Below are 15,859 nucleotides of genomic sequence, written 5' to 3'. Positions count from 1 at the left end.
ATAGGCGAAGGAAACATTGAGGGGGTGAAACAAATGATAGGAGTTATAGTAGGCACACACGGGAAATTTTCCGAAGAAATCCTAAGATCAACGGAGATGGTCTTCGGCCAACTGGAGAATGTGGTAGGTGTGACGTTCGAACCTGGTGAAAGTGTCAGTGGACTTGTTGAGAAATATAAAGCGGCAATGGAAACGATTGATTGGACGGATGGACTGATCTTTCTTGTTGATCTGTTTGGGGGTAGTCCATACAATGCGGCCAGCCGCTTAGCGTCCGTTCATGAAAATATGGACATTGTAACCGGAGTAAACCTGCCAATGATCGTAGATTTGCTCACGAACAGAGCATTAGAGGAGGAGAATCTGAGTGATCTGGCAATCCGTGCGGGTCAGGATTCAATGATGTCTTATCGTGTTATCCGAGGTATCCAGATAGAGGAGGATTTGTAAATGGAAATTTCATTTGTTCGGGTTGATGACCGTCTGATCCATGGTCAGGTGGCAACGGTGTGGGTGAAAGAAACAAAGTGTAATAAAATCATCGCTGTGAGTGATGAGGTTGCCGCTGATACGCTGCGCAAAACCTTATTGCTGCAAGTATCCCCGCCTGGAATCAAAGCTTATGTAGTCACGATTGACAAGGCAATTGAAGCGTACAATAACCCCAAGTACAACGACTTCAAGACCTTATTTTTGTTTACCAACCCGACTGATGTGCTGCGGGTTGTGGAAGGAGGGGTACCATTTACATCGGTGAATGTAGGCGGTATGTGCTTTAAAGAAGGAAAAAAACAGATTACCGGAGCTGTGTCCATAGATAAACAGGATGTGGACGCATTCAGGAAACTCCACGAAAAGGGCATTGAGCTGGAAATTAGAAAAGTGGCCAGTGATCCGAAAATCAATTTGATGAACAAACTTCAGGAAGTACAGTTCTGATAGTAGATTGATATAAAGGAGGGGTTAATGCATGAGTGTTTTTGAAATCGTAATGGTAACGCTGGTTGCGGCCATTTGCGGGATGGGAAGTGTGCTGGACGAAGGACAGACTCATCGGCCTTTGGTTGCATGCACCTTGATTGGTTTGGTCCTGGGTGATCTCAAAACGGGCATTATTCTTGGCGGTACGCTGGAATTGATGGCTTTGGGCTGGATGAATGTGGGGGCGTCAATGGCTCCGGATGCTGCTTTGGCGAGTGTGGTTTCGACTATATTGGTTATTGTCGGACATCAGTCGATTGGTGCCGGGATTGCTGTTGCAATTCCGATTGCGGCTGCAGGGCAAGTGTTAACGATATTTGTAAGAACGATTACCGTATTCTTTCAACACTTGGCGGATAAATATGCCGAGTCAGCAAATTTTAAAGGCATAGAATTATGTCACTTTATAGCTCTCCTTCTTCAAGGGTTACGCGTTGCTCTACCTGCCGTATTGGTAGCAATTGCTGCAGAAACCGGCCTGGTTACAGAACTGCTAAATGCAATTCCGGAAGTTGTTACAAGAGGGCTGCAAATTGCAGGCGGTTTCATTGTGGTTGTAGGTTATGCGATGGTGATAAATATGATGTCGGCCAAATATCTTATGCCCTTCTTCTTCCTGGGATTTGTCGTTGCCGCATTCACGAACATCAATCTGGTTGGCTTCGGGATCGTAGGAGCTGTGCTGGCTCTGCTATACATCCAGCTCAGTCCGAAATATAATCTGCGGAACGATAAAACGGCGGAAATTGAAGAGTTATAAGTAAATTTTTGATGGAAGAAGGGGAGTACAATGGAAGAAAAGAAGCTGACCAATAACGACTTAAACAAAATGTTTGTCCGTTCATGGTTCCTGCTTGGCTCTTTCAATTTTGAGCGAATGCAGTCGATTGGCTTTTGCGTTACCTTAATTCCGGCGATTAAGCGGCTGTACAGCAAGAAAGAGGATCAAAAAGAAGCTTTAAAGCGGCATTTGGAATTCTTTAACACTCAACCGTTTATTTCTGCACCCATTATGGGTGTGACTGCGGCGATGGAAGAGCAGAAAGCGAATGGCCAACCGATCGACAATGCCACCATCAGCGGTGTGAAAGTCGGTTTAATGGGGCCCTTGGCTGGGGTTGGCGACCCTATTTTTTGGGGGACTATACGTCCGGTTTTGGCCGCGCTTGGAGCTTCTATTGCTTTATCTGGAAGCATCATCGGCCCTGTACTCTTTTTCCTGCTCTTTAACGTCCTTCGTCTGGCAACTAAATGGTACGGTCTGAAATACGGTTACCGGAAAGGGACGGAGATTGTTTCCGACATGTCAGGTAATCGGTTACAAAAACTCACGGAATCGGCTTCTATCTTAGGACTCTTTGTTATGGGTGCACTTGTATCCAAATGGACTACCTTGAATGTACCTTTGGAGGTGTCAAGATACACTGGTTCGGATGGGAAAGAAGTTGTCACCACTGTACAAATGATTTTGGATCAATTAATGCCCGGGCTGCTACCACTCTTGCTGACCTTCCTTTGCATGAGACTGCTCAAAAAGAAAGTGAATGCTATAGCTCTGATCTTTGCTCTGTTCGCAATAGGTATTATTGGATATGCTCTCGGTGTCTTGGCTTGAATAATTCCTGTCCGGTCAAGGAGGATATCCCTGACCGGGATGTCCTTTCAATGTCTGTAAGCGCTTTATCTTAATTTATGAAATTTTAAAAGGGAAGTGAAAAAATGAGGAGAAAAAATATTAATCGGGTTTGTTCTTTAGTCCTTGGAATCATCATCTTATTATCTTTTACACCAGTATCGAAAGCGTTTGCATCAGATCCAGGCTATTATCAGGAAACGTACCGGAATCAATTTCATTTTTCTCCCGAGGCTAACTGGATGAACGATCCCAATGGGATGGTTTATTATGAGGGTGAATACCATTTGTTTTACCAGTATCATCCATACGGAACAAAATGGGGTTCACTACATTGGGGGCATGCAGTGAGTAGTGACCTTGTTCATTGGGAACATCTCCCCGTTGCACTCTCTCCCGATATCCACGGACAAATTTTTTCCGGAAGCATTGTAGTCGACTGGGGAAATACGGCCGGATTTGGAAAGGAAGCAATGGTAGCTCTCTTTACTCATGCAGGTGATAAGGGTCAAGTTCAAAGCATCGCTTACAGCTTGGACAAAGGAAGAACATGGGATATGTATGAAGGCAATCCTGTAATGCCTGATCCTCCCGCCGCTGATTGGCGTGATCCCAAAGTGTTTTGGCATGAAGGATCCAATCAATGGGTGATGTCGTTAGTTGCTAACAACAAGGCGATGTTCTATACTTCACCCAATTTAAAAAATTGGACTTATGCCAGTGAATTTGGCCCGGATGGTGGAATTCAGGCCAATAGTCTGGATTCCACTTCTTACGCGATTTCTCCGCAAGGAGGTGGGTCTTTCAACTATGAGGGCGACATTACCCTCAATGCAAAAAATGGCCGGGAAGGATCAGGAGGGCTGGTTTTTCGTTCTGATAAGCAGGCGGCCAACGGTTATGTGGTAAATCTGGATGCCAAAAATGATCGCGTGACTTTAACCAAAAATAGGAATGGAGAAAGTCTGGAAATTGCGGCCACTTCTTGGCGCCTGGATACTTCATCTACCTATCATTTACGAATTACAACAAATCGAAATCAAATTCAGGTTTTTGTAAACGACCAATCGGCTATCGACCAAACAGATGATGAATTTGCATACGGCTACTATGGGCTAACCGCATGGAATTCAACAGCCTCTTTTCGAAATGTGAAATTCAGTAATACATCAGACTTTGTGACCAATTTGTCAAAATGGACCGCTGTTAGTGGTTCCTGGGAAGACACCTTAGAAGGAATGAGGGGGACTTCCGCACAGAATTCATATGTAATGAGCGGGCAAACCGGGGAGGACTTTCGATATCAGGCGAACATTAAATTATCGGATGGAGGAGATGAAGCAGGCTCGCTTGTTTTCCGGGCAGATGCAGGAGCAAGAAATGGATATGTGGCGAATCTCGACGTTCACAACGATAAGATAAAATTGATGAAGCTTGAGGACGGGAAGCAATCAGTTCTGGCTGAGGCCACTGTATCTCTCGATACGTATTCCAGTTATCCTGTAGAAGTGAGGACTTATGGAGAGAATATAAAGGTATATGTGAATGGAAAACTTACTCAAGATGTAAATGATTCCACCTTTTCCTCCGGCCTTTTCGGTTTACATCTTGGGAATGCCTCGGGGATCTTCCAGGATGTTCAATTTGGCAAAAACATCCTAACAGAAGAGAATGGAATCCTTAACCATGATTTTGAAACAGGGGATTTGACCGGGTGGACCAATGTGCGGGGGGATGCATTTACCAATAACCATGTAACGGATCAAACAGATTGGTGGGGTGGAGTTTTCAACCAGCAAGGCAAATATCATCTATGGGGGTTTTCTGATCGGCACAAGGGGGATGATGCTACCGGAGAACTGCGTTCATCCTATTTCAAATTGGGCGGCTCTGGGGAGATCAACCTGATGATGGGAGGAGGCAAAGACGTCAACAACCGTTATGTATCGTTAGTCAGAGCATCCGACGATCAGGAATTGCTTCGTCAAGCAAATACGGGATCTGAAGAGGAAACGTATCACAAATACGTATGGGATGCTTCCAGTTATATTGGTGAAGTGTTATATATCAAAGCTGTGGACAACGCGACGGGCAGTTGGGGGCATATCAACCTGGATGATGTCAATGTTTATAATGAAGGGTCTATACCGGAAAACGCTGACAAAGTAGCACAAGAGCCGGAGAAAGACAAGTCAGCACAAAGCGGCCTCATTACGGATTGGTCTGCCATCTCAGGTTCGTGGATACCTTCTACAAACGGAAGTATAGGCGGTGTATGGGAATGCCCTACATTAATTGAATTGCCTGTAGATGGCAACCCTGAACACAAGAAATGGGTTCTGCAGATAAGTATCAATCCGGGAGCACCGGCAGGCGGATCAGGAATGCAATATTTTGTAGGAAGCTTTGATGGGAAAACCTTCACCAATGAGAATTCTTCCGATAAAATATTATGGTCCGATTACGGAGCCGATTATTATGCCGCCGTGGAGTGGAATGGAATTGAAGGGGCGAATGGCGAGAAATACTGGGCTGGCTGGATGAGTAACTGGTCTTATGCTGAAAGTACTCCCACTTCAACATGGAGAGGCTCTTTGTCACTGCCGCGAACGGTGGAGCTGACCCAGACAGAGGAGGGATTACGGTTAAAACAAACACCTGTTTCCCTGGCCGGCATTCGTGAAAAAACTAAAGAGGCCTCATATACAAATGAAAAGATAAATGGAGAAAGCGACCTCCTGTCCAACTTTTCTGACGACACATTTGAAATGATCGCCGAGTTTGATCTGTCCAAGACCCAAGCAACCGAGTTTGGTTTCAAGGTTCGTAAAGGAAATGATGAATATACAACAGTCGGGTATGATGTCTACAAAGAAAAGCTGTTCGTTGACCGTGCGAATTCCGGGAGTTATAAGTTTGGACCTGACATCGCAGACAAACATGAAGGCCCGCTGAAGGCTTCAAACGGTACGGTGAAAATGCATGTTTTTGTTGACCGCTCGGCACTGGAGGTGTTCGGGAATAATGGGGAAACAGTGATAACCGACCAAATATTCCCGGGCCCTTCGAGCAATGGTCTGCAAATCTACAGCAAGAACGGGGATGTGAAATTAAAGTCTTTACAAATATTTTCGTTAAAGAGTATCTGGAAAGAACCCCTTTCTCTTGCTTCACTACTGACAGGTTGGACGACGATTAGCGGCAATTGGGCGGATACTATCCATGGAAAACAGGGGCAGAGCGTAGGGGATGCGTTTATTCTGTCCAGTGAGGTTGGAGGGAACTTTTTTTATGAGGCGGACATTAAAGTGCCTGATACAGATTCTCACCCCGATGATCCTGAAAAAGATAACATAGGAAATCCCATCGGCGCTGGTGCCTTGGTCTTCCGTTCAGACCCTACGGCGAAAAATGCGTATGCAATTAATGTGGATGTACGGAATAATGCGGTCAAGCTCATAAAATTTGTTGACGGGATCAGAAGTGAACTTGTCATCTATACCAATGACGGAAAGCTGAAGCTGCGGACGAATCAGGATTATAACCTCAAAGTTGCAGCTGTCGGGGATTCCATAAAGGCTTATTTGGACGGCCAATTGGTGATTGATACCAGAGATCAAAGCTATACACGAGGATATTTTGGCTTAAATGTAGGGGATACAACAGCATACTTTAAAAATATTCGAAAAATAGGTTACGATTCCAGCTCTTCCGGTGACAATATTGAGAAGAACAAGGACAGCAACAGCAAGGCGGTTAAGCAGCCGTCCACCGCAACCATTCCGGTTTCAATTATTCCAGGCAGATTGGAGTATGCTCCGGGTGTTACGCAAAAGGCTGATGGCAGGAAAGAAGCCATAGTGGCCGTGGATGATCTCACTTTACTTAAAGCAATGCCAGAGAAAGAAGGTATTGCAATAACTTTGCATGTACGGGCTAACGGGGCTGATGTGGTAAGTGTTGAACTGACCGGCATGGCCGCTAAGCTTTGGAAAGAGCATCGAACTCTGGATCTTAAGGTGATTACGGAACTGGGGACATATACCCTTCCGGCCAGCATGGTGAATAGGGATGCCACACCTTCCGATAGCATGCCAGGGCTGCGAATAACGTTAGCCAAGGCAACAATGAAGCAAAATGCTGCTATCCAAGAAGCGGCTGCAAAAGCGGGAGCAACCGTGGGAACGACTCCTGTCGACTTCAAGGTTGAAGCAGTAACAGGCAGTACGACAACCGCTCTTGATTTCGGTGATACCTATGTGAGCCGGACACTTCCGCTTTCTTTAGCGATGGACCCCGATCGTTCCACTGCAGTCCGCTACGATGAAGCCGGAGGGAAACTTGTCTTTGTGCCGAGCATTTTCCGGGCTGGAGATGATGGAGCATCCGTTGAAATAAAGCATAATTCCAATGGTGTGTATACCGTTGCCAACAGCAGCCCGGTCTTCGCTGATTTGCCAGCCGGGTACTGGGGCAAAGCGGACATCGAACTGCTTGCGGCAAAAGGAATTGTTGCCGGTTCGGTAAAGGGAATATTTGAGCCATCCAGGCCTGTTACCCGGGCCGAATTTTCCACCATGCTTGTTCGTGCACTTGGGCTTGAAGAACGGGAGACTCCAGTCTTTAAGGATACAGTCAAGGATTCATGGTACGGCGGATACCTCAGTGCAGCCTATTCAGCCGGGCTGGTCAAAGGTTATGAAGACGGGGCCTTTCGTCCGGAATCGGGCATTAGCCGACAGGAAATAGCTATACTTGTCCATCAAGCACTGCAATATACCGGGCATTTCTCAGTCAGCAGCAAATCCGGGCAAAAGCTGGACAGATATGCCGACCGGTCATCTATTTCAGTCTGGGCGCAAAATGCAGTAGCCGAAGTGACAGCTCTGGGCATAACGCAGGGCATGGACACGGGACACTTTGAGCCGCATGCAACAGCTACCCGCGCTGAAGCGGTAGCGATAATTAAACGTTTGCTTCAAAAAATTGAATTTATCAACAATTAGGCAATATGAATCAGGTCCCCGGACTCCTAGTGCAATGCGCATGAGGACCGGGGACTTATTATGTAAAAATGCCTTGTATAAGTAATTCGCTTATTTCATAAAAAATACTTAAAAATGCTTAATAAAAATCGCTTAATCGCTTATAATGAATATTAAGGAGAGGAGGGCTTTATATTAACCAAGAAGAACGACTTTTTAAAATTTTAGAGTATCTCCAAAGCCGTAACCAATTATCAAACTCGGAAATTTGTGATTTATTGAATATCTCGAGGGATACGGCAAGACGGGATATTATTAAGCTGGTTCATGAAGGGGGTGTCATCAGGACGCATGGAGGAATCGCCTTACCTTTATTAAAAGAAGAAATAAAAGCCTACAAGGAACGTGTAACCTCAGCAACAAAGCAAAAGATGCTCATTGCAAAAGCAGCTTCCGCACACCTTGCTAACGGAGATGTTTGTTTCATGGATGTCTCGACGACCATTCAACTGCTCTGTGGGCAACTGGACAAGAACGTTACGGTTTATACACACTCGCTGGATAATGCAGAAGCCTTGTCAGCAAAAAGTGAGATTAATATAAATTTGCTCGGGGGCAAATTCAATCATGAAAATCGTTTTTTTTATGACCACGACACGGCTATGCAGTTGAATGATGTTTTTTTTGACAAAGCTTTTTTAGGCGCTGCCGCCATTATGGAAGACGGAGTGTATTTTGCCAACCGTGATGATGCTTTCATTAAAAAGCTCGTATCAAGACGTGCCAGGGAAGTTTTTTTATTGGCAGATTCGAAAAAATTCAATTTAACAAGCCCATTTAAAGGACTCGATTTTTCCGAAATTGATATTTTAATTACAAATCAGGGGACACCGGAACATTCATTATTGATGTTGCAGGAAAGCGGGGTAGAAATTATCAAGGTGCTTGAGGAAGAACAGTGAAAAATAGTCGTAAGGGAGCCATAAGCGATGATAAAAGCAATCTTTAGCGATATTGACGGGACGTTGTTAAATTCCAGACATCAAATTACAGCTGAAACCAAAAATACGATCCAAAAAGTAATGGAAAGAAATATCCCTTTTGTTCTCGTTTCAGCGAGAATGCCAAGCAGCATTTTTTCTCTTATGCAAGAGCTCAAACTTCACGCTCCCGTCATTTGTTACAGCGGTGCTTTAATATTGGACGGCAACAGAGAAATCCTTCATAACATCTGTTTATCGAAACAGAGCATCAAAGGGATATATGATATTGTAGTGGATCATTATCCTTCCATCAGTTTTAACTTGTATGGTCATGACCAGTGGATCGTTGACAGCACTCAAAATCCTTGGGTAATTCAAGAAGCGGATATTATTAATGGATCCCCCATACAGAGGGTGCTCTCCTCATATATTGAAGAAGATCATGATACTCACAAAATTCTATGCATGGGAGATCCCGAAGACATTGAGAGGCTTGCACTACAAATCAAAAAAGAAGTTACGGGTATCAGTATTTATAAATCCAAGGGAACATATCTGGAAATTATGGATGAGATGGTGTCCAAATCGTACGCCATTCAGGAGCTCGAAGGGATATTTGATATTACCTATCGTGAATCAATGGCCATTGGAGACAACTATAATGACATGGACATGATTTTGTACGCAGGACTTGGAATTGCAATGGGAAATGCGCCGGACGAAGTTAAAAAAATTGCCGACAAGATTACGTTAAGCAATGATGAAGACGGTTTGAAAATGGGACTGGAGAAATTTGTTTTGTCTGTTGACTTATAAATTTCACTGCTATTTCTGAGCGCTGAATATTCTAAATAGGAACTAAGACGGTGGAGTGTATGGCAGAGTCTATAACCTTTATTTGAAAAAACAACGAAGGCCCTAATCTACTCGTTTTCGAGAGGTTAGGGCCTTTTTATAGGTGGAAATGGACCAAGGTCGGGTTATAGCCTGGACCATCGTTCAGTACTGGTGACTAACTTTTGGTTTGGGTATAACTGGGCTAACGATGGTTGTGGCTGGAAATGAGGGTATTATACAATTTATGATGGAAGAAAAACCCAAGAAGAGGAGTATATATATGAAACCATCAAATTGTAAAAAGCCCAGACTGGTCATCCTAGCTAGTGTCTTGATCGCAGGCCTAGTCCTGTCATCATCTGGCTTACCTGCTTATGCAGCGGTCACACCAAATAACAATCAGGCCCAAACCCAAAGCTTGGCTGGGAAAGGGACAGCAACCTCTGCAATTCCTCCGATCACAGCTAAATCCGTAGAGGAATTTGCGGATGCTTTTTTTGCCCGCGCTGACGTGAAGAAGAAGCTTACTGGGGCATTGTTTGTAGTTGTAAAGGATGGCAAAGTACTGCTTAACAAAGGATATGGTTACTCAGATGTGGCTTCCAAAACACCAATCCATCCTGACACTACCCGATTTAGAATGGCATCTATCTCCAAGCTATTTACGACTACAGCGGTGATGCAGCTTACCGAACAAGGCAAGATAGACTTGGATCGTGATATCTCTGCGTATATGAATGGAGTTGCAATCCCCAATCAGACAGGCGTTCCCCTTACGACGAAGAACCTGATGACCCACACAACAGGTTATGATTATACTGACTTTTCTGGAAATACTCCAGGTGTTTCTCTCCAGGATTATGTGAAAAATAACGTACCTATGGTAAAAATAAAACCTGGCGAGGCCTACCGGTATGATAATGTGGCTTTTGTACACCAGGGATATATCGTAGAAAATGTAGCTAAAACTGACTTCAATACTTACGTAAAAGAAAACATATTTAAGCCGCTTGGCATGACACATAGTGACTTTTTATTATCGCCACAAGTCCAACAAAATCTTGCAAAAACCTATGATGATGCAGGTAAAGAAATCGCTGTATATCCTAATTATCCTGACGTAGATCCCAGTGGCAGCATGTTCTCTACCGGTAGTGATATGGCCAAATACATGCTCGCTATGTTAGATGGAGGCAAGCTTGGTGATGGCCGCATTTTGAAGGAAAAAACGACAAATACAATGGAAGCCTATCAATACGGTATTAATGACAGACTACCCGTGATGTCTTATGGTTTTGAAGTTATGCATCATCATCTTTTCAATGGTCAGAAGGTCATTGGAAAAGGTGGTGACCTTCCTGGTTATCACTCCTGGCTGTGGATGGTGCCGGAGCAAAAGGTAGGTGCCATGATCATTGTCAACGGTGAAGCGCTGGACCCCCGCGATGAGATATTTGGCTCATTTATGGATCAATTCTATCCTGAACAACATAAGGCTGTTACACCAATTAAATCATCCAAGGAAAGCTTGGCCAAGTTTGAAGGGAGATTTCAAGATTTGAGAATCCCTCTGCTTAATGCAGAAGTGAAAGCGGGTGAGGATGGAACACTTATTATTAAGGATGCAAAGGGAACTCATAAGCTTCAACAACTAGAGGCATTGTTATTTGAGGATGAACAAGGTGTAAAGGCAGGCTTTAAGGCAGATGAGCATGGTGAAATTGAATACATGTATTACAACTATCCGGATAGCTTCCTGAAAAAAATGCCTGTGCAGTCTCCATTCTCTGATGTATCTGCCGATAGTCCCTATGCGGCTTCGATTGACCAATTAAATCAACAGCAATTTCTGAATAAAAATGCCGCGAATTCCTTTAGACCGGAAGAAGCCATGACACGTGGAGAATTTGTGCAGCTGTTGATGAAAGTTGTCGGGCTCCAGCTATCTAAAGACCCAGTAATATTTAAGGATGTAGTAGGGCATGATTTGGCACAAGAGATTCAATCAGCAGTTCTGTATGCAGGGTTAAAAGGGACACAGGATGGCCGCTTTGAGCCAGACCGTGCCATTACCAGACAAGAAGCGGCTTCTATTCTTTGGAGATTCATTCAATCCAATGTATCTGCTCAGGCGCCACAAGCCAAGCTGACGGGAACGTTGCCGGCACCTTGGGCTTCAGAAGCAGTGCAATTTGCAGCCGCTATGCAGCTCTATGGGCCTGAGGTGAAGGTGGATGCTAATGGCGCTGTTGATTATGAGCCAACCCGCCCCATGCTTCGTCAGGAAGCAGCCGTCATGTTTGATACTTTTTGTAAAAAAATTCCGGTATTGTTATACGGAGTGGAAGGTTAATTAGAGAGCTAATCAGAGCGTTACCTAATTATTGAGTTACTCAATCATTGAGTTACTCAGTTCAATACTCAACTCCTTTGTGCTGGTATTAGAGTCACGCACCTTTCTTGTTGGCATGGTTGGTCGCACTTCCATGATACCCAACAAGCAAGGTGTTTTTTTGTCAATACGAGTAAATGTTTTGAATTCACAATGAAGTGTCCGAACGAATTTTGTACAAATAGTAAAAATATAAAATTGTGACTAAGCGTGGTCATTGGAAACAAGCGATCTGATTTCTCTTTAAAAGGAGGCAACATTCCTTTCCGCAATCATAATATTTATCTAATCTTTAGGTTCAGTTTAGAGTGTATAAAGATTGGAACGCTATATTAATACAAATAAGCTGGATAGAGCAGGAGATGGCAGATGAAAAATGTTAATAAATTTCTTACCATAGGTAAAGCAATACTGCTGGTCCTTGCAATCATTTATGTGGGTTCTTTAGTGGATTTTATTTTTAAACCCTTTAAGGCGCTGACGGGTGTGATCCTCATCCCGATGCTGTTAGCCGTTTTTTTCTACTATATCTTGCGGCCTTTAATTCCTCTGCTGGAAAAGTGGAAAGTGAAGCGAACACCGGCGATCCTTCTGATTTACCTTTTCTTGTTTATCATTGTTATGGCATTCTTTGGGGGTGTCTGGCCTCCCTTGAAATCGCAACTGATCAATCTGGTGCAAAATGCGCCCCATCTTTTCAATTTATTAAACGATAAAATTGTGGAGTTGGAGAAGACAGGGGTTTTCTCGAAAATTTTCCCCGAAGATTTTAGCCTGCTCTCCCAATTAAATGAATATTTAAACAAAGGATTCACATTATTAACCAGTTATGTCACAGGGCTATTTTCAGCGGTCTCCAACTTAGCGATTATCCTGTTTACCTTTCCAATTTTGTTGTTCTATATGCTTAAGGAGGGCGACAAATTCGGGAAAATCATCGTAAGAGCTGTTCCGAAACGTTTTCGCGGGAAAACCAGTACAATTACAAAAGAAATCGATGCCGCGCTCAGCAGTTATATCGTTAGCAGAGTTATCGTTAATCTGGCGCTGGGTGTCCTGATGTATCTCGGATTCCTTTTGATCGGATTACCTTATGCTCTTGTATTGACACTGATTGCCGTCATTATGAACTTTATTCCTTATTTTGGGGCCATCATCTCATCTGTTCCTATCGTGATTGTAGGTCTGGTTGAGTCTCCTGCTGTGGGATTGTGGGCTTTGGTTATTATTCTGGTGGCACAGCAGGTTCAGGATAACATCATTTCACCGTTGGTCTTTGGCAAAAGCCTTGATATTCATCCCATCACCACAACAGTTCTTGTGCTGGGAGTGGGGAATTTCTTTGGATTCATTGGCATGCTGATCATTATTCCAGTGTATATGGTCATCAAAATTTTATCTAAGCATACGTATCATTTGTTCTTTAAAGAAAAGTGGGAGGGACTATAGTTCGAATAAATCGAAGGAGGCGATGGGATGAATAACTTAATTAACGGAAACAAAGGCAACATTACAATCTCAAACCGGGCCATATTGAAGATTGCCGGCAAGGCGATTCAGGAAGCGGAAGAAGTGAAGGCGCTTATGGAAGGCAAAACCAAACGCAAAAATAGAGATGACTTCTATAAAGCTATTGACCTCCAGATAAACGGGGGAGAGCTGGCGGTTCACATCTTTCCGATTTTTGTGTTAGGCACTCCCCTTCACCAGCTCGCGCAGCTTTTGCAGCAAAAAATTAAGAGCAGCCTTGAAATACTGACTGGATTAAAAGTGTCGCAAGTGAATGTGACCGTGGTCGGCGTTATACCGGAGCCAATTTGAATTTCGCAATAAAACAGCGGCAGTCGAGGACATTCTTCTATCGTCCTGCACTGCCGCTATTTCTTTTGGCGCTAGACTATTTTTGTAAAGTGATCTTAAAAACGGTTGATTCCTTCCCGGGGTTGGCCAGTTCCAACGTTCCGCCCATTCTTTCCGTATTTTTCAGGGCTATAGCCAAGCCTAAGCCGGTTCCTCCAGATGCCGTTCTGGCCTCATCTCCCCGCACAAAGGGATCGAAAAGGGTGGATCTGAGTTCTTGAGGAATCCCCGCACCGTTATCGGCAATTTCAATGACCATTCGGGTGGCTTGGGGAATGAGCTCAATCCGAAGAGTCGTTCCGGGCGGATTATAAGTCAGAGCATTGGTGATCAGATTATAGACCACTCGTGACAGCAGTTCAGGATCAAAGAGCGCATAAACATCCTGATCGGGTACTTGGAACTGAAGCGTAAACCGCTTTTGTTCGATTTCTCCATACGAATCGGCGATAATTTCCCGCAGGAAGTCGCCAAGCTCGTGATGCCCCATTTTCAACAGAAAATCCGGCGAATCTGTTTTGAGCAGTTCCATCATATTTTGAATTAATTTAGTGACTTGGGAGGACTTATTGTGAATATATGACAGATATTTTCGCTGTCTTTCCACATCCTCCACGCGGCCCTCATACAGGGCTTGCGCATAACCCTGAATGCTGGTGACCGGGGTCTTCAGATCATGAGAGAGGTCCATCATCATCCGCTGCTTGCTTTCTTCCGCCAGCCGCGTAGCCTTGGTAGTTTTCTCAATCATATCTGCCATGTAGTTGAACGTTTCAGCCATTTGCTCGAATTCCTGCTCGGCATGGACAGAGATCCTGGTGCTGTAATTGCCTTGAATCATTTCCTTTAATCCTTCATTAATGGTTTTGAGCGGTTTCAGAATCCGCCGGGCTACAGAATAGCTGTAAACAACAACCAGCACCAGAAGCACCATCGCTCCAATCAAAATATAGAAGGTAACCGATTGGTTAAAATAGGACATAAACGGGTAGCTGTTAATGGAGATGTCAATGCGGTCCCGTGGGATTTTCAGCAGCAGCCAGTCTGTCGAACCAGGGCCCGGGTAGCGGGACAATGAATAGTAATAATCCTGACTTCGATCATTCTCAAGCAGCTTATACAATTGTTCCTCTGAGTAGCTAATCATCTGATCCTGTTTATTTCCGATCACTTCTTTGATGAGCTTGCTTCCGTCCAAGATTTCAAGCCAGCCCCGGCTGCGCAGCAATTTCCCGGTTTCCGGTCCGGATTTGGGATTATTCAAATATTGGCTTGCCGTGACCTTTAAATCCGGATCTGCAAGTTGATAATCCTTTAGTTTTTGCGTCACATCGAGCTGTATAAACAAATAAGCGCCAAGCGAAATGACAAGAACAATGACAAGAAACCGTAAAAAATCAAAGGCAAGCGACGTTTGCAGCGGCCGTTGGTTTCTAGTTTTCCACAGGCGCATTAATTTTGTACCCCAATCCCCGGATGGTTTTCAGGTACTCAGGTTTCTTGGAGTCCAGCTCAATTTTCTCGCGGATGTTGCTGATATGTACCATGATACTGTTATCCTCATACATGTAGAAATCTTCCCAGACGGCTTCATAAATTCGCTTACGTGTGAACACCCGCCCCGGTTCCTCCATCATCAGCTTAAGAATTTTATATTCAGTGGAGGTCAACACAACCGGTTCCCCTGAGACATACAGAACACACTCGCTCAGATCTAGTGTCAGTGCTCCAAGTACAATTTTCTCAACCGCCGGCTCCTTGTCCACAGGGGAGACATCAAAATGATGGACTCTCCTCAGCAAAGCATTGACACGGGCAACAACCTCCAGCGGATTAAAGGGCTTAGAGATATAATCATCCGCTCCTAGCTCCAGACCGAGAATTTTGTCATGATGCTGGCTTTTGGCCGATAAGAACAGGACGGGGAAATGATACGCCCGGCGAATACTCTTAAGCAGCTGTAATCCATCCATCCCCGGCATCATAATATCGAGGATAGCTAAATCAATGGTATGCTCTCCAATGATCTGTAAAGCGTCCATACCGTTGGTAGCCTTCAAAATATGGTAGTCCTTTTCAAGGTAAAGCTGCAGCAATTCGACGATTTCGAGTTCGTCATCAGCGATCAGTATCGTAAATATAATAAATCACCCCTACTCAATATAACTCTCTAACCTTTACTCATTCT

General features: G+C 44.2%; 12 protein-coding genes. 10 read left to right on the top strand and 2 right to left on the bottom strand.

Annotation, left to right across the window (positions count from 1 at the left end; all coding sequences use genetic code 11):
- Nucleotides 1–33: 33 nt before the first annotated feature.
- The 10 genes from AC3WT9_RS09635 (at nt 34) to AC3WT9_RS09590 (ending at nt 13,632) form a co-directional block, all read left to right on the top strand.
- Entirely contained in the window at nt 34–450 is a 417-nt protein-coding gene (locus tag AC3WT9_RS09635; protein ID WP_341092083.1) for a PTS sugar transporter subunit IIA, read from the top strand.
- Nucleotides 451–939, top strand: a complete 489-nt coding sequence (locus AC3WT9_RS09630; RefSeq protein WP_341092085.1) for a mannose/fructose/sorbose PTS transporter subunit IIB — start codon at nt 451–453, stop codon at nt 937–939.
- A gap of 31 nt (nt 940–970) precedes the next feature.
- Nucleotides 971–1,741 carry a PTS mannose/fructose/sorbose transporter subunit IIC gene (locus tag AC3WT9_RS09625; protein WP_341378214.1) on the top strand — a complete coding sequence of 257 codons (771 nt, stop codon included), beginning with the start codon at nt 971–973 and terminating at the stop codon, nt 1,739–1,741.
- Between the two features lie 30 nt (nt 1,742–1,771).
- Entirely contained in the window at nt 1,772–2,596 is an 825-nt protein-coding gene (gene manZ, locus AC3WT9_RS09620; protein ID WP_341378215.1) for a PTS mannose transporter subunit IID, read from the top strand.
- Between the two features lie 104 nt (nt 2,597–2,700).
- Entirely contained in the window at nt 2,701–7,620 is a 4,920-nt protein-coding gene (locus AC3WT9_RS09615; RefSeq protein WP_341378217.1) for a GH32 C-terminal domain-containing protein, read from the top strand.
- Between the two features lie 149 nt (nt 7,621–7,769).
- Nucleotides 7,770–8,561: a DeoR/GlpR family DNA-binding transcription regulator gene (locus tag AC3WT9_RS09610; RefSeq protein ID WP_492407582.1), complete on the top strand. Its 792-nt coding sequence runs from the start codon at nt 7,770–7,772 to the stop codon at nt 8,559–8,561.
- Nucleotides 8,562–8,588: 27 nt separating this feature from the next.
- Nucleotides 8,589–9,398, top strand: coding sequence for a Cof-type HAD-IIB family hydrolase (locus AC3WT9_RS09605; RefSeq protein ID WP_492407549.1), 810 nt, complete (start codon nt 8,589–8,591; stop codon nt 9,396–9,398).
- Nucleotides 9,399–9,699: 301 nt separating this feature from the next.
- Nucleotides 9,700–11,772 (top strand): serine hydrolase domain-containing protein, encoded by a 2,073-nt coding sequence (locus AC3WT9_RS09600; RefSeq protein ID WP_341092096.1) that lies wholly within the window; start codon nt 9,700–9,702, stop codon nt 11,770–11,772.
- A gap of 408 nt (nt 11,773–12,180) precedes the next feature.
- Entirely contained in the window at nt 12,181–13,260 is a 1,080-nt protein-coding gene (locus AC3WT9_RS09595) for an AI-2E family transporter (RefSeq protein WP_341378218.1), read from the top strand.
- Nucleotides 13,261–13,287: 27 nt separating this feature from the next.
- On the top strand, nt 13,288–13,632 hold the full coding sequence (locus AC3WT9_RS09590) for an Asp23/Gls24 family envelope stress response protein (protein ID WP_341378219.1): 345 nt from the start codon (nt 13,288–13,290) through the stop codon (nt 13,630–13,632).
- Nucleotides 13,633–13,708: 76 nt separating this feature from the next.
- Here the strand turns inward: AC3WT9_RS09590 and AC3WT9_RS09585 are convergent, their stop codons facing one another.
- Complete coding sequence (locus AC3WT9_RS09585; RefSeq protein WP_341378220.1) at nt 13,709–15,124, bottom strand: HAMP domain-containing sensor histidine kinase; 1,416 nt, start codon at nt 15,122–15,124, stop codon at nt 13,709–13,711.
- On the bottom strand, nt 15,105–15,815 hold the full coding sequence (locus AC3WT9_RS09580) for a response regulator transcription factor (RefSeq protein ID WP_341097635.1): 711 nt from the start codon (nt 15,813–15,815) through the stop codon (nt 15,105–15,107). The genes AC3WT9_RS09585 and AC3WT9_RS09580 overlap by 20 nt, the downstream gene beginning before the upstream one ends.
- Nucleotides 15,816–15,859: the final 44 nt, after the last annotated feature.

The sequence above is a fragment of the Paenibacillus sp. EB106-06-01-XG199 genome (assembly GCF_058791575.1).
This window is presented reverse-complemented; position numbering and strand designations above follow the sequence as displayed.

What these genes read in the sequence shown, in the direction of transcription:
- AC3WT9_RS09635 (WP_341092083.1), top strand. Translation starts at nt 34, where the DNA reads ATGATAGGAGTTATAGTAGGCACACACGGGAAATTTTCCGAAGAAATC.
- AC3WT9_RS09630 (WP_341092085.1), top strand. Translation starts at nt 451, where the DNA reads ATGGAAATTTCATTTGTTCGGGTTGATGACCGTCTGATCCATGGTCAG.
- AC3WT9_RS09625 (WP_341378214.1), top strand. Translation starts at nt 971, where the DNA reads ATGAGTGTTTTTGAAATCGTAATGGTAACGCTGGTTGCGGCCATTTGC.
- manZ (WP_341378215.1), top strand. Translation starts at nt 1,772, where the DNA reads ATGGAAGAAAAGAAGCTGACCAATAACGACTTAAACAAAATGTTTGTC.
- AC3WT9_RS09615 (WP_341378217.1), top strand. Translation starts at nt 2,701, where the DNA reads ATGAGGAGAAAAAATATTAATCGGGTTTGTTCTTTAGTCCTTGGAATC.
- AC3WT9_RS09605 (WP_492407549.1), top strand. Translation starts at nt 8,589, where the DNA reads ATGATAAAAGCAATCTTTAGCGATATTGACGGGACGTTGTTAAATTCC.
- AC3WT9_RS09600 (WP_341092096.1), top strand. Translation starts at nt 9,700, where the DNA reads ATGAAACCATCAAATTGTAAAAAGCCCAGACTGGTCATCCTAGCTAGT.
- AC3WT9_RS09595 (WP_341378218.1), top strand. Translation starts at nt 12,181, where the DNA reads ATGAAAAATGTTAATAAATTTCTTACCATAGGTAAAGCAATACTGCTG.
- AC3WT9_RS09590 (WP_341378219.1), top strand. Translation starts at nt 13,288, where the DNA reads ATGAATAACTTAATTAACGGAAACAAAGGCAACATTACAATCTCAAAC.
- AC3WT9_RS09585 (WP_341378220.1), bottom strand. Translation starts at nt 15,124, where the DNA reads ATGCGCCTGTGGAAAACTAGAAACCAACGGCCGCTGCAAACGTCGCTT.